Annotated in this window: 19 protein-coding genes; 8 read left to right on the plus strand and 11 right to left on the minus strand. The window is 62.4% G+C overall.

What is annotated here, in order from left to right:
• The first annotated feature begins 61 nt into the window (after positions 1-61).
• Genes DVR09_RS01315 through DVR09_RS01330 form a run of 4 tightly spaced genes read left to right on the plus strand, consistent with a single transcriptional unit; the run spans position 62 to position 3,673 of the window.
• Entirely contained in the window at positions 62-1,432 is a 1,371-nt protein-coding gene (locus DVR09_RS01315; protein WP_115415334.1) for a serine hydrolase domain-containing protein, read from the plus strand.
• A 37-nt stretch (positions 1,433-1,469) separates the two neighbouring features.
• A complete protein-coding gene (locus tag DVR09_RS01320) occupies positions 1,470-1,730 on the plus strand; it encodes a zinc-finger domain-containing protein (protein WP_115415335.1) in 261 nt (86 codons plus the stop codon).
• Positions 1,731-1,782: 52 nt separating this feature from the next.
• Entirely contained in the window at positions 1,783-3,204 is a 1,422-nt protein-coding gene (gene tldD / locus DVR09_RS01325; RefSeq protein WP_115415336.1) for a metalloprotease TldD, read from the plus strand.
• 58 nt (positions 3,205-3,262) lie between these two features.
• Positions 3,263-3,673: a hypothetical protein gene (locus DVR09_RS01330; RefSeq protein ID WP_115415337.1), complete on the plus strand. Its 411-nt coding sequence runs from the start codon at positions 3,263-3,265 to the stop codon at positions 3,671-3,673.
• 57 nt (positions 3,674-3,730) lie between these two features.
• Here the strand turns inward: DVR09_RS01330 and DVR09_RS01335 are convergent, their stop codons facing one another.
• The 3 genes from DVR09_RS01335 to DVR09_RS01345 are packed head-to-tail and all read right to left on the minus strand — an operon-like array spanning position 3,731 to position 6,294.
• Entirely contained in the window at positions 3,731-4,393 is a 663-nt protein-coding gene (locus DVR09_RS01335) for an endonuclease III domain-containing protein (protein ID WP_115415338.1), read from the minus strand.
• A complete protein-coding gene (locus DVR09_RS01340; protein WP_115415339.1) occupies positions 4,393-5,682 on the minus strand; it encodes an NRAMP family divalent metal transporter in 1,290 nt (429 codons plus the stop codon). The genes DVR09_RS01335 and DVR09_RS01340 overlap by 1 nt, the downstream gene beginning before the upstream one ends.
• Positions 5,683-5,706: 24 nt before the next feature.
• Positions 5,707-6,294, minus strand: coding sequence for an Lrp/AsnC family transcriptional regulator (locus tag DVR09_RS01345; RefSeq protein ID WP_234041503.1), 588 nt, complete (start codon positions 6,292-6,294; stop codon positions 5,707-5,709).
• Between DVR09_RS01345 and DVR09_RS01350 the strand changes: the two genes are divergently transcribed.
• Entirely contained in the window at positions 6,245-6,862 is a 618-nt protein-coding gene (locus tag DVR09_RS01350; protein ID WP_115415341.1) for a LysE family translocator, read from the plus strand. The genes DVR09_RS01345 and DVR09_RS01350 overlap by 50 nt on opposite strands.
• Here the strand turns inward: DVR09_RS01350 and DVR09_RS01355 are convergent.
• From DVR09_RS01355 to DVR09_RS01370, 4 genes are all read right to left on the minus strand, one after another.
• Complete coding sequence (locus DVR09_RS01355) at positions 6,852-7,607, minus strand: endonuclease III domain-containing protein (protein WP_234041504.1); 756 nt, start codon at positions 7,605-7,607, stop codon at positions 6,852-6,854. The two genes, DVR09_RS01350 and DVR09_RS01355, sit on opposite strands and share 11 nt — an antisense overlap.
• A gap of 19 nt (positions 7,608-7,626) precedes the next feature.
• A complete protein-coding gene (locus DVR09_RS01360) occupies positions 7,627-7,818 on the minus strand; it encodes a hypothetical protein (RefSeq protein ID WP_234041505.1) in 192 nt (63 codons plus the stop codon).
• Positions 7,819-7,972: 154 nt separating this feature from the next.
• Positions 7,973-9,547 (minus strand): glutamine-hydrolyzing GMP synthase, encoded by a 1,575-nt coding sequence (gene guaA / locus DVR09_RS01365; protein WP_115417716.1) that lies wholly within the window; start codon positions 9,545-9,547, stop codon positions 7,973-7,975.
• A gap of 542 nt (positions 9,548-10,089) precedes the next feature.
• Complete coding sequence (locus DVR09_RS01370) at positions 10,090-11,676, minus strand: tetratricopeptide repeat protein (RefSeq protein ID WP_115415343.1); 1,587 nt, start codon at positions 11,674-11,676, stop codon at positions 10,090-10,092.
• 210 nt (positions 11,677-11,886) lie between these two features.
• On the opposite strand from DVR09_RS01370, the gene DVR09_RS17490 reads away from it, so the two are divergent.
• On the plus strand, positions 11,887-12,828 hold the full coding sequence (locus DVR09_RS17490; RefSeq protein WP_177822614.1) for a PEP-CTERM sorting domain-containing protein: 942 nt from the start codon (positions 11,887-11,889) through the stop codon (positions 12,826-12,828).
• Between the two features lie 119 nt (positions 12,829-12,947).
• Here DVR09_RS17490 and DVR09_RS01380 read toward each other — a convergent pair whose 3' ends face one another.
• Positions 12,948-14,330, minus strand: coding sequence for an L-serine ammonia-lyase (locus tag DVR09_RS01380; RefSeq protein ID WP_115415344.1), 1,383 nt, complete (start codon positions 14,328-14,330; stop codon positions 12,948-12,950).
• Positions 14,331-14,458: 128 nt separating this feature from the next.
• On the opposite strand from DVR09_RS01380, the gene gyrB reads away from it, so the two are divergent.
• Together gyrB and DVR09_RS01390 are read left to right on the plus strand one after the other, a co-directional pair.
• Positions 14,459-16,981, plus strand: a complete 2,523-nt coding sequence (gyrB, locus tag DVR09_RS01385) for a DNA topoisomerase (ATP-hydrolyzing) subunit B (protein WP_115417718.1) — start codon at positions 14,459-14,461, stop codon at positions 16,979-16,981.
• Between the two features lie 4 nt (positions 16,982-16,985).
• Complete coding sequence (locus tag DVR09_RS01390) at positions 16,986-18,077, plus strand: AI-2E family transporter (RefSeq protein WP_115415345.1); 1,092 nt, start codon at positions 16,986-16,988, stop codon at positions 18,075-18,077.
• Here the strand turns inward: DVR09_RS01390 and DVR09_RS01395 are convergent, their stop codons facing one another.
• The 3 genes from DVR09_RS01395 to DVR09_RS01405 all read right to left on the minus strand — a co-directional run bounded on the left by DVR09_RS01395 (position 18,078) and on the right by DVR09_RS01405 (position 20,204).
• Complete coding sequence (locus DVR09_RS01395; protein WP_234041506.1) at positions 18,078-18,704, minus strand: hypothetical protein; 627 nt, start codon at positions 18,702-18,704, stop codon at positions 18,078-18,080. It abuts the gene before it with no gap.
• A gap of 73 nt (positions 18,705-18,777) precedes the next feature.
• A complete protein-coding gene (locus DVR09_RS01400; RefSeq protein WP_115415346.1) occupies positions 18,778-19,581 on the minus strand; it encodes a DUF1295 domain-containing protein in 804 nt (267 codons plus the stop codon).
• A complete protein-coding gene (locus DVR09_RS01405) occupies positions 19,578-20,204 on the minus strand; it encodes a 1-acyl-sn-glycerol-3-phosphate acyltransferase (protein WP_115415347.1) in 627 nt (208 codons plus the stop codon). The genes DVR09_RS01400 and DVR09_RS01405 overlap by 4 nt, the downstream gene beginning before the upstream one ends.

Consider the following 20,204-nt stretch of genomic DNA (forward strand, 5'->3'; position numbering starts at 1 on the left):
CTACTGGCACCCGATTGGCACGTAAAGACACCATTCGTTATGCGATGAGAAGGAGGATCCGGTGTTGGAAATTCTGACAAGTCTGGTGATGGCGATCTCGCCGATCGAAGCGGCGGCGGAGGCCATGCTTCCTTCCGTCATCATCGAAGGTGAAGAGCCGCAGGAGGGCCAGCTTGCAGACTGGATGGCGGACTACGATGTTCCGGCGGTCTCCGTGGCGGTCGTCGAGAACGGCAAGGTCGTAGACGTCAAGGCCTTCGGGCCGATCGACGGCCAGACGCGCTTCAATATCGCAAGCCTGTCGAAACCGGTGACCGCGTTCCTTTCGCTGGCGTATCTGGAAGGTCGCGGCAACACGCTCGATATCCCCATTTCCGAGCTGCTTGCCGATTGGGAATTGCGCACCGCCGAGGATGTGGAGGAGGTCGATCCGTCAGACATAACGCTCGCGCAGCTGCTGAGCCATCGCGCGGGAACATCGACGGCCGGCTTCCGCGGATATGCGGCCACAGACGCCATACCCAGCCTCACTCAAATCCTCGACGGCTCGGATCCCGCAAACAGCGATCCCGTGATCGTAGAGCGCCGGCCGGACCAAGGCTTCCGCTATTCCGGCGGCGGCTACCAGATTATCGAACGCGCCCTGCAGGACGATAGCGGCGAAAGCTTCGCTGCACTGGCAAAGCGCACCGTCTTCGATCCACTGGGAATGAAGAACAGTGGATTTGGCCAACCCGGCGAAAACCATGCACGAGCACACGATGCCGAGGGCACGCAGCTCGAGGGAGGATACCGCCGTTATCCGGAGCTTGCAGCGGCAGGCCTGTGGTCGACCGCAGAGGACATGGCGCGCTTCGTCATTGCCATGAACAGCGCACTTGCCGGAGAGAGCGATCTCGTTTCAAAAGAAGGGGCCACGCGTCTGCTCACCCCGCCCGACGACAGCGTAAATTACGCCTTGGGCTTCGGAACCGGCCTTAACGCGAATGATCGCTTCTTCGCGCATTCCGGTTCGAATGCGGGTTTCAAGGCGATCATGTTCGGTTTCCCCGACCGTGACGGCGGCATCGTCATCCTGACCAACGGGGAACGTGGCCCAATCGTATATCGTGCCTTGGCCGATGCTATCGCGGATCGCATGGGATGGCCTCATCCCTACCGGGAAGTGGTCCGGGAAATGGCGCTGGATGCCGATGAAACGGCAAAAATCATCGGCCTCTATCGGCTGGACGATTTCTCCTATCTCATCGAGGCATCGGAGACCGGGCTGACCATGAGTGCGAACGAGGGTGACAGGATCGAACTGAAACCGATCGAGGGAGACCGGCTGCTGCGCGAGGTTGACGGGCAGTTTTTCGGCCTCGACCGTTCCCCCAACGGCGAGGTCGACGCGATCCTGTTGCGCGGCACGAGGATCCCTCGCGCAAGCTAGTTGCGGGCATCGCTGCCCGACGCTAACAGCCTGACCCATGAGCCTGCCTCCTCCCGAAGTGTCCAAGGTCACCACGCGCCGCGTGTGGTGCGACGGTGCAACCGACATTCGCAGCGGCGAGCGGTACAAGCCTATCGCGCTCGGCCATCCGAAGGTGTGGCTGGAGATCGACGAGCACGGCTATGTCGATTGCGGCTATTGCGACCGACGCTTCGTGCTCGAAGGCGGGCCGGCGGACGGGGTGGACCAATCCACCCTGACCGACATCTCCGAGGGCGGGGATCCGGGCCACCGGTAGGTCAGGCGCCAAGCCCCTCGCGCAAGCGAGTGCGAATGCCTACATGGGGTGAATGACCGACCCCAACGACCCGCACGCCCTGCTCTACAGCCAGCTCGATCCCGAGGAAGCCAAGGCGCTGACCGCGCGCCTGCTGGCGCCGTGCGACGATGGCGAGCTTTACCTGCAATTCATGGCGACCGAGAGTTTCGCCTTCGACGACGGACGGCTGAAGACCGCCGATTACAGCCGCGATTCGGGCTTCGGCCTGCGCGGGGTATCGGGCGAAACCACGGGCTTCGCCCACGCCAATGAGATCAGCGCGAGGGCAATCGCGCGCGCAGGCGAAACACTGCAATTGCTCGATGCGACCACATCGCCGCACGCCGCCCCGCCCGAGCGCACCAACCGCCATCTCTATACCGACGCCAGCCCGCTCGACCTCGTGCCCTTCGCCGAAAAGGTCGGCCTGCTCGAGAAGATCGATGCCATCGCGCGTGCCAGGGACCCGCGCGTGGCGCAGGTCAGTGCCAGCCTTGCGGGAAGCTGGAGCGCGATCGACATCATTCGCGCCGACGGGTTTACCGCGCGCGACATCCGCCCGCTGGTGCGCCTCAACGTAAGCATCGTCGCCGAGAGCAACGGCCGCCGCGAAACCGGCAGCTTCGGCTTCGGTGGACGCTATCTCTACGACGATCTGTTCGACGAGGGCCGCTGGATGAATGCGGTCGACGAGGCGGTCCGCCAGGCGCTGGTGAATCTCGAAAGCGTCGAGGCGCCTGCCGGCGAAAAAACCGTGCTGCTCGGCCCCGGCTGGCCCGGGGTCTTGCTGCACGAAGCGGTCGGCCACGGGCTGGAAGGCGATTTCAACCGCAAGGGCACCAGCGCCTTTGCCGGACGGATCGGCGAACGCGTGGCCGCGCCCGGAGTCACCGTGATCGACGATGGGAGCATCGCCAACCGTCGCGGCTCGCTGAGCATTGACGACGAGGGCACGCCCACGCGCGAGACGGTGCTGATCGAGGACGGTATCCTGAAGGGATACATGCAGGACCGCCTCAACGCCCGGCTGATGGGAGTCGAGGCGACCGGCAATGGTCGCCGGGAATCCTATGAACACGCGCCCATGCCGCGGATGACCAACACTTTCATGCAGGGCGGCCATGACGATCCGGAGGAGCTGCTCAGCCGCGTCGACGACGGCATCTATGCCACCAGTTTCGGCGGCGGGCAGGTCGATATCGTGTCGGGCAAATTCGTTTTCGCCTGCACAGAGGCCTACAAGGTCGAAAAGGGCAAAGTGGTGGCCCCGATCAAGGGCGCGACACTGATCGGCGACGGCCCGACCGTGCTTACCAAGGTTCGCGGTATCGGTAACGACATGGCGCTCGACGAAGGCATCGGCATGTGCGGCAAAGGCGGGCAGAGCGTGCCAGCGGGCGTCGGCCAGCCCACCCTGCTGATCGACGGCATCACGGTAGGCGGCACTGCATAACTCATCGCAGGTTCAGCCATCATGGTTTAGTATTCCTGCGCTCAACAGGAGATTCGCCATGCTCAAGCCTCTAGCTCTCGCAACTGCCGCGCTCGGTCTGTTGGCCGCTCCCGCTCTGGCGGAAGAATCCGAAGAGATGACACGCGGCGAGAAGAAGCTTGCCGACATGCTCGAAGGGCGTGTGGCGGGCGAGCCGCAAAGCTGCATCAACACGTTCGGCAGCCGCAACCTGACGCAGATCGACAATACCGCGCTGGTCTATCGCGACGGCAAGACGATCTGGGTCAATTATACCCGCAATCCGGACAGCATCGACGATAGCGATGTGATGGTGCTGAAGCGGTTTAGCGGCAGCTCGCTTTGCCGCACAGACACCATAGAACTGGTCGACCGCGTGGGCGGGTTCTTCAGCGGTGTGCTCCTGCTCGACGACTTCATACCCTACACCAAGGTCGATGCCGAAGGCTAAGCGTCGCGACGTCGCGGTGCGGGGCCTCCTCGGCACCGGCAAGCCAACCTTCCGGGCTCAGCCCTTCTGCCCTGCGCGGTAGGAGAGGCACATATCCGAGACGGGGCATGTCTCGCATTTCGGCGCGCGCGCAGTGCAGATGCGCTTACCGAACTGGATCAGCCAGAAATGTCCGTCGCGAAGTGTCCAGCGCGGGGAGCGCTGTTCGAGCTGCGCAGCCGTTTTATCGGCAGTTTTGGCGTCGGTCAGGCCGATACGGTTGCACACGCGGTGCACATGGGTGTCGACCGCGATCACGTCCTTGCCGAAGGTGAAGCTCAGCACGATATCCGCGCATTTGCGCCCGATGCCGGGCAGCGCCATCAGCCCCTGGCGCGTGTCGGGCACCACCCCGCCACGGTCCGCCAGCAACGCTGTGCAGAACGCGCGGATATTGCGCGCTTTCCTATTGTAGAGCCCGCATGGCTTGATTGCCTCCGCTATCTCGCTCTCGTCGAGCGCGAGCATGTCCTGCGGCGTTTTCGCGAGTGCGAAAAGCGCATTGGCGGCAGCGGCGGTGTTCCTGTCGAGCGATTGCGCCGACAGCATGCAGGATATGCACGACCGGAACGCATCGGGTTGACCCTTCGGCCCTTTCGCCCCGCGTGTGCGCCCGGGCATCGCCTGCGACAGGCGGCGGTAGACTTCTTCGACCTGATCCTCCGGCAGCGGGCCAGTCATCACCGGGCGCGGCGTGTCACGGCGCGGCCCATGAACACGCCGAGAACGGCGAAGGCGGGCAGCATCAGGCCCGGGTCGGGCAGTTCGAACCCGAAGATCGAACCCGCCACCCGGGCAACCGCAGTGAGGCCGAGCATGGTCGCTACTCCCAATACGAGCAGACCGAAGCCGTTGGCGGCAAGGCCGTTGGCGTTTTCGCCCAGCAGCGCGTCGTCGTTCATAGCCGCGAGCAGGAACAGCGCGACGAGTGGGAGAAGCGCGCCATTGAAAGCCTGCGCGGCGAGGATCGCCGGTGCGGGCCGGATATCGGCAAGGCCGAACACCAGGCCGATCCCCAGAACAGCCAACCAGACGGACCGGAAACGCCAGCCGCTTGCCCCCCATTCCGGCGCGTCGGCTGCGCCGAACAGTCCGCGTGCGGTCAGCGCAGCCGCGAGCGGGGCGGTGACTGCGGAGGATATCCCGGCTGCGAGCAAACCGATGCCGAAGCCGGTTCGCGCCCATGCGCCAAGCTCGCTCGCCAGCGTGTCGCCCAGCGCCTCGAACGAGAAGGCGTCCGCAAGCGCGGTGCCGACTATCAGGATCGCCGAGGTAATCAGCACGCCGATTCCTATCGAAACGGCCAGGCCGAATCGCATTTCGCGCAGGTTCTGCCCTCGCGCCAGTGCCGCCCCCAGGAAGAGGTTGTAAGGGACGACGGTGGTGCCCACCAACGCCAGTACGCCCAGCAGCGCGGCAGGATCGTCCGCAAAGCCCGGGTTTGGCACGAGCCCTGCCAGCACAGGGCCGAGAGGAGGCGAGAGCGAGACTGCCACCGCCAGAAAGCCGGCTCCCATCAAGGCGACGAATATCGCCATCAGCCTGGCGACGACTTGCGGCGATCCGGCGAGCAGAAGGCTGCCCGCCGCTAGTGCCAGTATCACCGTAACCACGTCTCTGGGCAGGTCGAGCGCCAGCATCGTGCCCGCCGCGCCGCCGAGGATATTGCCAGCCTCATAGGCTGCGCATCCCAGCAGAACCGCCCCGCCGACCAGCAGCACCGTGGCCGCGCGCGCGAAACCGGTGGGATAGCGGCGGCGCAGAACGGTGGCGAGATCCTGATCCGTGGCCACCGCCAGCCGCCCGGCGAATTCCTGCAAGGCGAAAGTGGCTATGCCGGAGAACAGAATGGCCCAGAGCAGCGCGGTTCCCGTTCCCGCGCCCGCGCTGGCAGCGGCCGCGACCGTGCCGGGTCCGATAAATGCCGCTGCGATTGCGGACCACAACAGGATCGAGCCGATACGCCTCATTGCGCCAATGCCCTTGTGCCCGGCTCAGTCATGTGTCGCCAGCACCAGCCGCGTACCGCAGGATCGCACCCCTTCAAGCGCACCGATTCGATCCCGCAAGCGGCCAAGGTCCTGTGCGGTATCGCAGCGGCAATCCACCAGAAGATCGATCTCGCCCGCAAGGCAGAACGCCCGCTGCACGCCGCTAAATTGTGAAACCTGGACCGCCACGGCCTTTTGATCACTATCATCATCGAGCGTGACAGTAATGAAGGCCCGGATGTCGTCGATCAATTCCTCGTCCACGCGAACGGTATAGCCGCGCAGAATTTTCAGTTCCTCCAGGCGGCTAATACGGTCATGCGTGGCGCTTCGCGACAGATCGATTTCCCGCGCCAGGGCAACCAGGCTTGCACGCGCATTCCGGCGCAGGGCAGCTATGAGAGCGCGATCCCTGCGATCGAGAACATGGCGATTGGCGGCTTTCGGATCCACCGGAAAAAATCCTGTTTCACCGGCGTCTTGCCGGTGGAGTTGCGAATACGGTCCAGCATATTTTGCTCCGCAAGAAAAGGAGCCGATAATGGACCTCACCACATTCCTGCTGTTTGTCGCCACTACCTTCGTGGTCATCCTAACGCCTGGCCCCGCAGCCATCGCTGTCACATCTTTGGCCGCAGGAAATGGTCTTTCCCGAGGCCTGTTCGTCATCGCAGGCGTGGCATGCGCCAATACGGTGTTCTTTGCGCTGTCCGCCCTGGGCATATCTGCCATGATTATCGCATCCGATACCCTGTTCATGCTCATCAAGTGGATCGGAGTGGGATACCTGATCTATCTCGGAATCGGCGCGATCACGGGCAAGAGCACCACCCTCACCGTCAGGCCGGGTGGCGAACGACCTGCAACGCACCTTTTTTCGCGCGGCTTCGTGGTCGAGTTCGCCAACCCCAAAGCGCTGCTTTATTTTGCCGCCATCCTCCCGCAGTTTCTCGATACGGCCGCGCCCATTGCACCGCAGATCGCAATTATGGGAGCGACAACGCTGGTCCTCGATTGCCTGGTCTATACGATATATGCTGCGCTGGGCCACGGTATCTCGCGGAGTGGTATTCCAGGTCGGGTTGTGAGGGTGCTTGATCGGTGCGCCGGCGGTGCGCTGCTGTTTGCCGCCTATAAAATGGCACGCGTTACCGCCTGATCTCTTCGGCCTGTTTGCGCCCCGTCTCGCACAGCGCTTGGGCCGGGCAATCGGAACAAGCCGGTGAGGATGGGCGGCACCATGTCTGACCGAGCTTCTTCATCAGCAGATGATGCTCGTCATAGTCTGCGGCAGACCATTCCTCGGGCATTGCGGGCATGATGGCATCGAAGGCGCGCGCCGTGCTGGCTTTTGGCGGCACCAGGCCCATGCGCTGGAGGATGCGCCGATGATGCGAATCGAGCACTATCGCGCGGCGATCCAGTGTCGAGGCATTCATCACCCCGGCAGCGATCTTGCGCCCGACGCCAGGGAGCTGTTCAAGCCAGTCCATCGCATCGCCCGTATCCATCCGCTCCAGATGCGACAGGTCCACCGCGCCGCGTCGCTCGATCAGATCGGTGAGGCATGCCTTGAGCCGCTCCGCCGCGATATTGGGGTAGGTCTGCGAAGCCAGTTCCTGCTGAAGCGCATCGAGCGGTGCCCCCGCCACACCTTCCCAACTGCCATAGCGTGTCAGCAACCGATCGGTCGCCGCGTTCGAAACCTCCGACTTGGTTCGCGCCCCGATCACGCCCTGCACGATCGCCCATTCGGGTCTCCGCCTTTCCGCCGTGGCCCGCCCTATATGTCCGAAGCGCTGCACCAGCAGGAGCTGGAGGCGCCGGAGCGTTTCGGCACGTGGATCGGGACCGAGAGAGAGCTGCATCGCGCCGGAATAATCCAGCGACTGCCGGGCCAGCAAGCCAGCGCTTCGCCGACCGTCAGTTGCCCCAGCCCGTCACCGCCACTATCCGCCTGCCAACGAACCAGGAAATCGGAAACGAAACGATCAATCCCGCAGCCGCAGCGATGGCGATCGGTTGCCATTCGGCATTCATATCCATCGACAGCACCGCGATGACGGCCATTCCCATCAAAGACGTCGCCACAATCGGCAACAGGATGAGCATCATTCGGAACATTGCGTGGCTCCCGCTTGTACGGTTGTGGTCACATCATGCAGGCGATTCGCGTGAAAGGCGTTGATTCAGATCAAGTTTCGATGAACCGCCTCGAGATAGGATTACTGCACGGTCTCGCAGACGCCGGGTGCGACCCCGCCTCGCTTCACTCCCACTCGATCGTACCGGGGGGCTTGCTGGTATAGTCGTAGACCACGCGGTTGATGCCCTGCACTTCGTTGATGATGCGCGTCGCGACGCGGCTGAGAAAAGCGCTGTCGAAGGGGTAAACATCGGCGGTCATGCCGTCGGTACTGGTCACCGCGCGAAGGCCGCATACGCTGTCATAGGTACGCCCGTCGCCCATCACGCCGACGGTCTTGACCGGCAGCAGAACGGCGAAGGCCTGCCAGATCGCATCATAGAGACCGGCATTGCGAATTTCCTCGAGATAGATCGCATCGGCCTTGCGCAGGATATCGCAGCGCTCTTTCGTGACTTCTCCCGGGATGCGGATCGCGAGGCCAGGCCCGGGGAAGGGATGGCGGCCGACGAAGATGTCCGGCAGGCCCAGCTCGCGGCCCAGTTCGCGCACCTCGTCCTTGAACAATTCGCGCAAGGGTTCGACCAGCTTCATGTTCATGCGCTCGGGCAGGCCGCCGACATTGTGGTGGCTCTTGATCGTGACGCTCGGCCCGCCGGTGAAGGAAACGCTCTCGATCACATCGGGATAGAGCGTACCCTGCGCGAGGAAATCCGCGCCGCCGATCTTCTTCGCCTCGGCCTCGAACAGGTCGATGAATGCGCCGCCGATGAACTTGCGCTTCTTCTCGGGGTCGGTCTGGCCTTCGAGACCGCCAAGGAACATTTCCTCCGCGTTCACATGGACGAGCGGGATATTGTAGTGGTCGCGAAACAGAGTCACGACCTGCTCTGCTTCGTTCATGCGCATAAGGCCGTGATCGACGAATACGCAGGTCAGCTGATCGCCGATCGCTTCGTGAATGAGCACTGCGGCAACGGCGGAATCGACACCGCCCGACAGCCCGCAAATGACCTTGCCGTCACCCACCTGTTCGCGGATTTCCTCGATTTTGGTCCGGCGGAATTCGGCCATGGTCCAGTCGCCAGCGAGCCCGCAGACATGGCGCACGAAATTGGCGAGCAGCTTGCCGCCGTCGGGCGTGTGGACCACTTCGGGGTGGAACTGGGTGCCGTAGTACTTGCGCTCTTCGTCGGCGATCACCGCGAAGGGTGCACCGTCGCTGGTCGCGACGATCTTGAAGCCGGGGGCGAACTGGGTGACCTTGTCGCCATGGCTCATCCAGACCTGGTGGCGCTCTCCGGTCTTCCACAGACCGTCGAATAGCGCGCAATCCTCGGTCACGGTGAGATAGGCGCGGCCGAACTCCCCGCCTTCGCCAGTCTCATGCCCGGGACGGACCTCGCCGCCCAATTGCTGGCTCATCACCTGCTGACCATAACAGATGCCGAGGATCGGCAATCCGCTGTCGAACAGCACCTGTGGGGCACGCGGGCTGCCCTCGTCGCACACGCTGGCGGGCGAACCGGACAGGATGATGCCCTTGGGCCGCAAGCGATGGAACGCCTCCTCCGCCTCTGTGAAAGGCGCGATCTCGGAGTATACGCCCCCTTCGCGCACACGACGTGCGATGAGCTGGGTGACCTGGCTGCCGAAGTCGACGATGAGAATGGAATCGGGAAGATGTTCTGCCTGCATGGCCATCCCGTTAAGAGCAGCACGCCGTGCCTGTCCAGCGCCGCTCGGACGATTGCCGCGCAGTGCCGGAGAATTATCCGCAAAGGCGCAACGATGGCGCGATCCGGCACCGTGTTTTTGCTCTTTTGCTTACCGACGCTTGCCGCATGCTCTTCCGCCGCGGCTGGTTACCGACATGCAATTCGACAGCCAAATCGCCTACTTAGACCCAGGTAATCGGGGGAGATCGGGTTTCGTCGCCAGGAAAGCGCTCCTTCGCCCTTGCGTAAAACGCAACATCTTTCGATCTTTTCTCACTTTTGTACGCGGGCATGAAAGATTATTTCCTACTCACAGCCGGACGGTGAACCCTGACACTCCCGTCCCGGACGAGTTACAGAAGCGCTGGCCCCCCAAGCAGCCACGTTTCTGGCCTTCCTCGCCACCAGCGGCAGGCTATCGGCCCCGCACCGGCGAGGCGATATGGCAGCGAGTAGAGACGCGGCCGCCGACATTCCTCTCCCTCCCCCAAGAAGTCGGTGCCGCGTCTCGAAACGCAGCCTTCAGCTTTTCAGTTGAGCGATCATGCGATTCAGCTCGGCATGCTGGGAAGCGGGGAGCCCGGGCCGCAGTCGTTCCATCAGGGCGATCGCTTCCTTCCGCTTGTCGGCGGCCGCCAATACCTGCGCGAGATGCCAGCTAATCTCCAGATTGTCGGGCAGGGCGCGATACGCCGCCGTGAGGTGCTGTGAAGCGGTTTCGATATCCTTGTTGTTCATGAACAAGGTCCAGCCCAACGTATCCCGGACATAGGGATCATCGGGCATCAATTGATAGGCCCGCCTCGCCATTTTGAGCGCTCCGGCTTTGTCGCCCAGTTGCAATTTCACCATCGCCGCATTGTTGAACACCACGGGATTGGTGCTGCCCTCCCCGGTCGCGAGACTGGAATAGATCCTGTCCGCCTCCTGCCAACGCTCCTTGCCGATCGCTTGATTGGCACGGTCGAGTTCGCGGCGCATATCGCTTTTCGCGTCCTGCACTGCCGTCTCGAGCTGACCACTGCCGCTTTCCAGTCGCGCAAGCTTCGCCCGTGCCTCTTTCTCTGCTCCGGCATTTTTCAAAGCCTGGTGAGAATCGGCGAGGGCCGCCCAGGCCAGGGCATCGCCAGGTTGACGTTCGAGATATGGCGTAAGCTTGGCAACCGCCGTATTGTGGTTGCCTTCCTCTGCCGCCACGAAACCGGACAGACGTAGGCCACCCGGCATGGCCTCGATAGCCGCCTGATTGTTTTGGATGATTTCCTTGGCGATCTTCTCGTTGCCGGAGAAGAATTCCACTTCGGCCAATGATAGCTGAATGATCGTGCTGCCAGGAGCGACGGACAGGGCGCGCCCATAATATTCCTTTGCCTTGTCCAGATCCTCGGCCGCGCGATAACTGTCTCCCAGCGCGGCTAGCATGATGGGGTTTTCGGGTTGGCTTTCCACCGCTTTCTTGAAGGCGTCGAAGGCTCCGTCCCTATCGCCCTGTGCCAAGGCGACCTGACCTTTGAACAACATGACTTGCGCGACTTTCGGTCGCTTTTTCGACAAATCATCGGCCAATTTACGCGCTTCTTCGACTTTGCCGTCGGCCAGCAGCATGTGGCCTTGCAGCAGGCGCAATTCCGGATCGTCCGGTTGTGCCTCCAAAGCCTCGCGCAAAACGGTCCGCGCCTCGTCGTTACGATCGAGAGAAATCAACGCGAAAGCCCGCGCCCAGGCCATATGGTGCGCAAAAGGTCCCGAAATTGTTTCGGTCAGCTCGAGCGCCTTGTCCAGCCGCCCCTCCAAGAAGGCGGCCTTGGGCAATAACGCCTTCGCTTCCGCACCATATTTTGCGCTCTTGGAAAGCTTTTTCAGCTCGCTTTCCGCCCGCGTGCCGTTGCCGAGTTCCAAAAGGATCCGCGCATAGAGCATTCGTGCCGCTTCGTTGTCGGGTTCGGCCTTTAGCTCGGAAATGACGAATTCTTGTGCGGTACCGTACTGGCCCGCCGCATAAGCTTCCTGTGCCTTTTCGAAGGCGTTGTCCTGCAAACCGCTACAGCCGCTTGCGAGAAGCATAGGCGCGATGACCACAAGTGCGGTGTATTTGAAACTGCGGCGCATAAATCTGTTCCCAATATGGTATATGCAGCGTTTGAAATTGCCGGGAGCCGTTCTACCCAGCAAAAGTGAATTGTTGTTAAATGCTCTGGTTAATCGGCTCGCGCGCGAGCGATTATCGCGGGAAACCCGCTGCCCGACGCAAAACAGGCCATACCATCCACCATGATGGTTCGGGCTGCGTGCGGATCGGGCGAATGGGCTCTGTTAATCTTGGTTCGCCCAACCTTCCCTAAATGGCACAACCCCACCACGCTGCTCGACTATCAAACGTTAACGGCTATCGCACCATTCAATGATATCGGACACCTTTCAGTGGCGCCTGAGCTTGGCGATCAGGAGATAGTTATGAAGAAATTCGCACTTGCGACAATCGGTCTGGCTTCGCTCTTGGCAGCGCAACCAGCATCGGCTGCAATATACAATTATCAAACCTCGTTTGACGGCAAGATCGGCACGACCAATATTCGCATCGACACCGTTGCCGGGACTGCCAACTTCATAGGACGGAACATCAACCTGACTATGACCGGATCCGCGATCAAGAATTTTGACCCAAACCTCAGTTCCTATGGGAACACCTATAAGGTCGATTCGATCAGCGGGTGGCTCCGGCGCGAACGCTCGTTCCTGTTCGGCACCAAATGGACGGAAACGGTCAACGCGTTCTGGTCGAGCTGGCCCAAGCATACCCAGTTCCGCTTGGGTACCGACAGCTCATTCCTCTGGCTGTATGGCAGGAATGGCAACAATATGCCGCGCGATATCGATGCAAAGGGGGACTGGACGACCTATACCAGCTCGACCTCCGGCGGCTCAACCAGCTCGGGCAGCTCCACTAGCTCGGGTGGCTCGCGTTGTGGTTATTACGGCAGCCGCTATATCTGCTGGCCGACAGGAAGCTCGAGCGGCAGCACGACCAGCGGTGGTTCCACCACCAGCGGCGGCTCGACCACCAGCGGTGGCAGCACGACGAGCGGCGGTTCCACCACCAGCGGTGGCAGCACGACCAGCGGTGGCAGCACGACCAGCGGCGGTTCCACCACCAGCGGCGGCACCCCCGTCCCGGAACCCGGCATGCTCGGACTGTTCGGCATGGCTATCTTGGCTCTTGGCTTCGGACGCCGCCGCCGGTTCAAGCGAGCTGTCGCCTGAACCAGGTCAAATCACGCATCATAGCAATAGGTGGGGCGGCCGAATTGGCCGCCCCTCTTTTTTGAATTGTCAAACCGCCCAACAGCTGTGGAGATTTCGCCGGATTGCGGCGAGCAAGATCAGCATTCGATGACATTGACGGCCAGTCCGCCTTGGCTGGTCTCCTTATACTTGGTCGACATGTCGAGCCCGGTCTGGCGCATCGTTTCGATCACCTGGTCCAGACTCACGCAGCTTTCGGCGCCCGTTCTATGAAGCGCCAGCCGCGCGGCATTGACTGCCTTCACCGCGCCGATGGCGTTGCGCTCGATACACGGCACCTGGACCAGACCACCTACGGGATCGCAGGTGAGGCCGAGATTGTGCTCCATGCCGATCTCCGCTGCGCTGGCGACCTGTTGCGGTGAGCCGCCCCACAGTGCGGCGAGCCCGCCGGCCGCCATCGAACAGGCAACGCCGACCTCGCCCTGGCAGCCCATCTCCGCACCCGAAATGCTGGCGCGCTGCTTGTAAAGCAGGCCGATCGCTCCGGCTGTAAGCAGGAAAGTGCGGCGTTTTTCGCTACAACGCGCGCCTTCCTCCTCGCAATAGAAGCGAATCACCGCCGGGATGATCCCGGCCGCACCATTGGTCGGCGCGGTCACCACGCGCCCCCCGGCAGCGTTTTCCTCGTTGACCGCCATGGCGTAGCAGTTGAGCCAGTCGAACAATTGCTCGCGCTCGTTCGACTGAGGATTGGCGGACAGCTTGTCCCACAGATCCGGCGCGCGACGGGCAACCTTAAGCCCACCTGGCAAAATGCCGCGCTGCGACAGCCCGCGATCGATACACTGGTCCATCGCCGCCGCGACACGGTCGATGCCCGCGAGTGTCTTTTCGCGCGGGCGGAATGCGTCTTCGTTGGCAAGTACCAGATGTGCGATAGGCAGGCCCGTGCTAGCGCAGGCAGCCAGCAATTCCTCGGCCGAGCCGAAATCGTGTGGCACCGGCGTGCCGGTATTGATCCGGTCGTCCTTCGGCTTGCGCTTCAATTGCGCTTCGGAAGCAACGAAGCCCCCACCGGTCGAGTAATAGGTTCGCTGCGAAAGTTGCGCGCCGTCGTCATCGTAGGCCGTCAACGTCATGCCGTTGGGGTGCAAATCCGGAATGATATGCCCGGCAAGCTCGATATCGGTTGCCGGATCGAAAGCGATATTCCTCTTCCCGCCAAGCGCGAGCGATTTGTCGTTCCGCACCCGATCAAGCGCGTCCGCCGCCTCGTCCGGGCAGGTCGTATCGGGCGCGAAGCCCATGAGGCCGAGGATCGAGGCATCGACCGTGCCGTGCCCCACGCCGGTCAGCGCGAGCGAGCCCTGCAGTTCGACCGCGACACGCGCGGTACGCTCCAGCCGTCCCGACTTCGCCAGCCCCCGTACGAATGTCCGCGCAATCCGCATCGGTCCGACTGTGTGAGAGGACGAAGGACCGATCCCGATCCGGAATATGTCGAGTACCGAAAGCATGGGCTCTGGATGCGCCTTTCGCGTACCGAAATCAACCGGTTGCAGCTGCAACCGCCGTCACGCCAATCTGTGGGTAAAATCGGCCCCGAAACTTTGGAATTCCGCCGCCGAAAGCCTATATGATCGACATGAACGATACCCCTGAGAATGCGGGCGCCGAAGCGCCGAAAAAGAACGGTTACGGCGCGGATTCGATCAAGGTCCTCAAAGGCCTCGACGCAGTGCGCAAACGCCCCGGCATGTATATCGGCGATACCGACGACGGATCGGGCCTGCACCACATGGTGTTCGAGGTGTCGGACAACGCCATCGACGAAGCGCTGGCGGGGCACTGCGACCTCGTTTTGATCGAGCTCAACCCCGATGGCTCGGTGAGCGTGGAAGACAATGGCCGCGGCATTCCGGTCGATATGCACAAGGAAGAAGGCGTTTCGGCGGCCGAGGTCATCATGACCCAGCTGCATGCGGGCGGTAAGTTCGAGAATACGAGCGACGACAATGCCTACAAGGTTTCAGGCGGCCTGCACGGCGTGGGCGTTTCGGTCGTCAACGCGCTGTCCGAATGGCTCGAACTGACCATCTGGCGCGACGGCAAGGAACACTGGATGCGCTTCGAACACGGCGATGCGGTGGAATCCCTGCGCGTGGTGGGCGATGCGCCGAAGGTCGAGCAGAACCCGGACGAAAACGGGTTCAAGAAGGGCACGCGCGTCACCTTCAAGGCGTCGGAAGAGACCTTCAAGAACGTCATCGAATACGATTTCGAAAAGCTCGAGCATCGCTATCGCGAACTCGCCTTCCTCAATTCGGGCGTGCGCATCCTGTTGCGCGACAAGCGTCACGAGGAACCGCTGGAGCACGACTTGTTCTACGAGGGCGGGATTGCGGCCTTCGTGAAATATCTCGACCGCAACAAGCAGGCGCTGGTCGCCGAACCAATTTCGGTGAGCGCGGAAAAGGACGGCATCGGCATCGACGTCGCCTTGGAATGGAACGACAGCTATTACGAAAACGTCTTGTGCTTCACCAACAACATCCCGCAGCGTGACGGCGGCACCCACCTTGCTGCGTTCCGCACTGCGTTGACTCGCACGCTCAACAATTACGCCAGCGCCAGCGGCCTGATGAAGAAGGAAAAGGTCAGCCTGTCGGGCGAGGACATGCGCGAAGGCCTGACCGCGATCGTCTCGGTCAAGCTGCCCGACCCCAAGTTCGGCTCGCAGACCAAGGACAAGCTGGTTTCCTCCGAAGTCCGCCAGCCGCTGGAATCGCTCATGGGCGAAAAGATGACCGAGTGGCTCGAGGAAAATCCGAACGATGCCAAGCAGATCATCCAGAAAGTCATCGACGCCGCCGCTGCGCGCGAAGCGGCGCGCCGTGCGCGCGAAATGAGCCGCAAGGGCGCGATGAGCATCGCTTCGCTGCCCGGCAAGCTCGCCGACTGCCAGGATCGCAACCCCGAAAACTGCGAACTCTTCCTGGTCGAGGGCGATTCGGCAGGCGGCAGCGCCAAGCAGGGCCGCGACCGCAAGACGCAGGCGATCCTTCCGCTGAAGGGCAAGATCCTCAATGTCGAGCGCGCGCGCTTCGATCGGATCATCGGTTCGAAGGAAGTCGGCACGCTGATCCAGGCGATGGGCACGGGCCTGCGCGACGAATTCAACCTCGAGAAACTGCGCTATCACAAGATCGTGATCATGACCGACGCCGATGTCGACGGCGCGCATATTCGCACCTTGCTGCTCACCTTCTTCCACCGCCAGATGCCCGAAATCGTCAAAGCCGGGCACCTCTTCATCGCGCAGCCGCCGCTCTACAAGGTGGCGCGTGGAAAGAGCGAAGTCTATCTCAAGGACCAGGCGGCCTATGATCGCTATTTGATCGCGCAAGGGCTCGAGGGGCGCGTGCTCGAAGCGCAGGGCGGCGCGGCGCGCGGCGGGGGCGAGCTCGAAGCGCTGGTCGATCACGGCTTGCGCATGCGCAACCTGCTCGGCTTCGTGCCGCGCAAATACAAGACCGACCTGATCGAGGCGATGGCGATCGCGGGTGCCCTTGCTCCCGCGAGTGACCGCGTGGCAGCGCTCGACCGCGCGGCGAAGCACCTTCAGATGGGCGATCCCGAAGCGCGCTGGAGCGCGGAGATCGGCGAGGACGGCAAGGTCCGGCTCAATCGGGTGTGGCGCGGCGTAACCGACGTTCACGAAATCGATCCGGCATTCCTCGACAGTGCCGAAGCGCGCAAGCTCGACCGGATCGCGCAGGACTTCGCCGACGTCTATTCCTCGCCCCTGCGATTGGTCCGTGGTGGCACCACGGCAGAGCCTGAAGAGGCCGATGCGAGCGACGCGGAAGAGGATGTCGTCACCCTCGCGGACGATGCGATCACACTGCCGACGCAGCTGCTCGACGCCGTCATGGCCGCGGGGCGCAGGGGCCAGAAGATCCAGCGCTATAAGGGGCTGGGCGAAATGAACGCCGAGCAGTTGTGGGAGACCACGCTCGACCCCGACAATCGCGCCCTGTTGCAGGTCAAGGTCGAAGATGCGGATGTGACCGACGAGATCTTTACCCGTCTGATGGGCGATGTGGTCGAACCGCGTCGCGAGTTCATTCAGGACAACGCGCTCAACGTCGCCAATCTGGACATTTGACCGGATGAGCGCGGAGCGGACAACCGAACCGGTCGAACAGCGGGGTTTTCTGCTCTTTTTGGGTCTTGTCACCTTCGCGTTGCTGATGGTGGTCCTTCCCTTCGCCCGCCCGCTGCTCTGGGCGGCGATGGGCGCGATCGTCTTTCAGCCGCTCTACCGCTGGTTCCTTCTCCGGCGCCCCGGAAAAGAAAGCCAGTCGGCGCTGGCCAGCATGGTGGTGATTCTTTTCGCCGTGGTTTTGCCGTCTTTGTGGATCGGCAGTGCCGTGGTCGACGAGGCCGCCGGGCTCTTCCTGGCGTTCAGCGAAGGCGACATCGATGTCGCGATGTATTTCGAGCAGGTCTTCAGCGCTCTTCCGGCCAATATCCAGGCATCGCTGGCAAGTGCCGGTTTCGGCGAGCTAAGCGCCGTGCAGGAGCGCGTGACGGCATTCGTCCAGGCCAGCCTCGGGCTGATCGCGCAGCAAGCGCTCGCCATCGGCGGCAGCGTGTTCGGTTTCGTTCTCAGCTTCGGCATCGCGCTCTATGTCGGCTTTTTCCTGCTGCGCGACGGGCGCATGGTTGGCGATGCCGTGCTCGCGGCGCTGCCGATGGAACGCGGGGTTGCCGACCGGCTGGCGGAGCGCTTCCTCACCATTGTGCGCGCCACGATCAAGGGTTCGGTCGTGGTCGGCCTGGTACAGGGGGCGCTGGGGGCGCTGACCTTCTGGATCGTGGGGGTGCCCTCGGTCCTGCTGCTCGGCGTAATCATGGCGATCGCCTCGCTGCTGCCCGCGCTCGGCCCGGCGATCGTCTGGGTACCGGCGGCGATCTATTTGCTGGCAACCGGGGCGATCTGGGAAGGGATCGCCGTCATCGTGTCCGGCGTTGCGCTGATCGGCATGGCGGACAACGTCCTGCGTCCGATCCTCGTCGGTCGGGACACGGGCATACCCGACTGGCTCATTCTCGTCACCACGCTGGGCGGGATCGCCATGATGGGTCTGTCGGGCATCGTCGTCGGCCCGCTGGTTTGTGGGCTTTTCCTGGCAGGGTGGGGCATTTTCGCCGAACAGCGCGCTCCGGCCGCGGCGCAAACCGCGGAACCACCGGACTGATCAGGCGGCGCGGATGTCCTGTGTGCCGCGCGCGCCACCATCCTTCGCGTTCAGCCCATCGAAAATCGCCGCGACGATAAGCGCGAGCTTCTCCTCGCTCAGCCGCTCGTTGAGCATGGCGACCATATAGGGTTGGATATAACACAGCACCATCTGATTGATCAGCGACATGGCCGTATCGACATCGAGCCCCTCAAGGAAACCTTCGGCCTGCGCCTCCGCGATGAGTTCGCACAGATAGTGGTCACCCAGATCGATATAGCTGCGCGCATATTCGAAATAGCGTTCCCCCATCTCGACATAGAGGTTGAAGGTCGCCGGATCGTCGCGGAAGTTCTGCCGCAACAGGCGAAAGCGCCGGGCGAAAAATTCGTACATCTTGCGCCGGGGCGGCAGATCGGAAGCCATGACTTCGTCCATCACGGCCAGCTTGGGCGCGAACCATTCGGCGGTGATGGCGTCGAAAAGATCGCCATCTTCGGGGAAGACCGTTTCCACCCGGCTGCGCGCGACGCCCAGCTCGGCTGCGAGCCGGGTCCGGGTGACTTCCTCGCCGGTACGCTCCAGCAGCGCCATCGCCTCACGCGCGAAGCGGCTGCGCAAATCGTCGATGTCCTTCCCGCTCACGCCGGCACACTCCCAAATCGGCTCCTGCCGCAAATTAGGGACGCGTGCGTGCCGGTTAAACCCCCCGCTTGATTCAGCTCAAGGATTTCTTCGGCGGAAGCGGGAAGAAGGCAGAGGTCCGCGCCCGGTATTCCGCGTATCCGGGCCGCGATTTCTTCATCCCGCCTTCGAGCAGGGGCGCGCCCGACCATCGGGTCAGCGTGAATGTAAGGAATAGCGGTCCGATAACGGTCGCGGCGGCGACCCACCAGCCCGCCGAGGCCGCGGCAAGCCATATGCCCCACCACACGCACGCATCGCCGAAATAGTTGGGATGGCGGGTATAGCGCCACAGCCCCTTGTCCATCACTTTGCCGTCATTCGCCGCATTCGCCTTGAAGCGGGCGAGTTGCCAGTCGCCGACCCATTCGAAGACTATACCCACCGCCCAGAGCGTCAACCCGATCAGTGCCAGCCCGCTGATCGGCGTCAGTGCGCTGGCTTCCAGAATTCCGTATTGCGCGGGGCTGGAGACCAGGAAGAGCAGGACCGACTGACCGAGAAAGACCTTGGTAAGCGCGGCCAGCGCGAAGCGCCCATTTTCGCGATCCGTCCTGAGTATGCGCTTGTAGCGTTTATCCTCGCCCTCGCGCCGCCAGCGAAGGAAGAGATACAGGCACAGCCGCGCGCCCCAGATGACTGTCATCGCCATCAGCAAGGTCGCCAGCGGCCCGGGATCGTAGAGCCTGAGCCAGCTTACCAGCGCCATCAGCGCCATCCCCCCGCCCCAATAGGCATCGACAAAGCTCACATCGTCGATCTGCAGGGAAATCACCCACAGGATCAGCGCCAGTCCGAGCAAAATCACGGCATTGGCCAATAGCGCTTCGACGATCATCCTCTGTCCTCCTCCATCAGGCGCATAGCCTGTTGTTCCAGTACCTTGAACCGCCCGTAATCGGGCAGTTTGGAGCGCATGAAGCGGGCGATCTCCAGCAGGGTCTGCGCATAACTTCCCGTGGGTTCGATCGCCGGACCGAAGCCGAGAAGTTTGCGCTCGTTACATACCCATACCGGAACGATCGGCACGTTGGCGGCACGGGCGATATTGTAGAAGCCCGATTTCCATTCGCCCTTCGATCTGCGCGTACCTTCCGCCGCAATCACCAGCGCCAGCCGCTCGCGCCGGTCGAATTCGGCGGCGATCTGATCGACCATATTGGTCCGCTTGGTCCGGTCGATGGGAATTCCGCCCATATCCAGCATGAAGCTTTTCAAGATACCCCGGAACAGCGTGTGCTTGCCCATGAAGTTCGGCTCGACGCCCTCTTCCGCGGTTGCACCGATGAAGAACACGAAGTCCCAATTCGATGAATGCGGCGCACCGGCGATTACGTATTTCGGAATGTCTGGCAGATGTCCGTCGAGCTTCCAGCCCTTCCAGTGGTAAATCGCCACGATGACACGCCGCACGACGCGCGACAGGATCGATCGCTTGCGGCAAGGCCCGTTGGACGACAA

The organism is Erythrobacter aureus (genome assembly GCF_003355455.1).
Taxonomy (GTDB): domain Bacteria; phylum Pseudomonadota; class Alphaproteobacteria; order Sphingomonadales; family Sphingomonadaceae; genus Qipengyuania; species Qipengyuania aurea.

What these genes read in the sequence shown, in the direction of transcription:
- DVR09_RS01320 (WP_115415335.1), top strand. Translation starts at nt 1,470, where the DNA reads ATGAGCCTGCCTCCTCCCGAAGTGTCCAAGGTCACCACGCGCCGCGTG.
- DVR09_RS01400 (WP_115415346.1), bottom strand. Translation starts at nt 19,581, where the DNA reads ATGATCGTCGAAGCGCTATTGGCCAATGCCGTGATTTTGCTCGGACTG.
- DVR09_RS01380 (WP_115415344.1), bottom strand. Translation starts at nt 14,330, where the DNA reads ATGCTTTCGGTACTCGACATATTCCGGATCGGGATCGGTCCTTCGTCC.
- tldD (WP_115415336.1), top strand. Translation starts at nt 1,783, where the DNA reads ATGACCGACCCCAACGACCCGCACGCCCTGCTCTACAGCCAGCTCGAT.
- DVR09_RS01330 (WP_115415337.1), top strand. Translation starts at nt 3,263, where the DNA reads ATGCTCAAGCCTCTAGCTCTCGCAACTGCCGCGCTCGGTCTGTTGGCC.
- DVR09_RS01350 (WP_115415341.1), top strand. Translation starts at nt 6,245, where the DNA reads ATGGACCTCACCACATTCCTGCTGTTTGTCGCCACTACCTTCGTGGTC.
- DVR09_RS01390 (WP_115415345.1), top strand. Translation starts at nt 16,986, where the DNA reads ATGAGCGCGGAGCGGACAACCGAACCGGTCGAACAGCGGGGTTTTCTG.
- DVR09_RS01370 (WP_115415343.1), bottom strand. Translation starts at nt 11,676, where the DNA reads ATGCGCCGCAGTTTCAAATACACCGCACTTGTGGTCATCGCGCCTATG.
- DVR09_RS01345 (WP_234041503.1), bottom strand. Translation starts at nt 6,294, where the DNA reads ATGACCACGAAGGTAGTGGCGACAAACAGCAGGAATGTGGTGAGGTCC.
- gyrB (WP_115417718.1), top strand. Translation starts at nt 14,459, where the DNA reads ATGAACGATACCCCTGAGAATGCGGGCGCCGAAGCGCCGAAAAAGAAC.
- DVR09_RS01360 (WP_234041505.1), bottom strand. Translation starts at nt 7,818, where the DNA reads ATGATGCTCATCCTGTTGCCGATTGTGGCGACGTCTTTGATGGGAATG.
- guaA (WP_115417716.1), bottom strand. Translation starts at nt 9,547, where the DNA reads ATGCAGGCAGAACATCTTCCCGATTCCATTCTCATCGTCGACTTCGGC.
- DVR09_RS01340 (WP_115415339.1), bottom strand. Translation starts at nt 5,682, where the DNA reads ATGAGGCGTATCGGCTCGATCCTGTTGTGGTCCGCAATCGCAGCGGCA.
- DVR09_RS01335 (WP_115415338.1), bottom strand. Translation starts at nt 4,393, where the DNA reads ATGACTGGCCCGCTGCCGGAGGATCAGGTCGAAGAAGTCTACCGCCGC.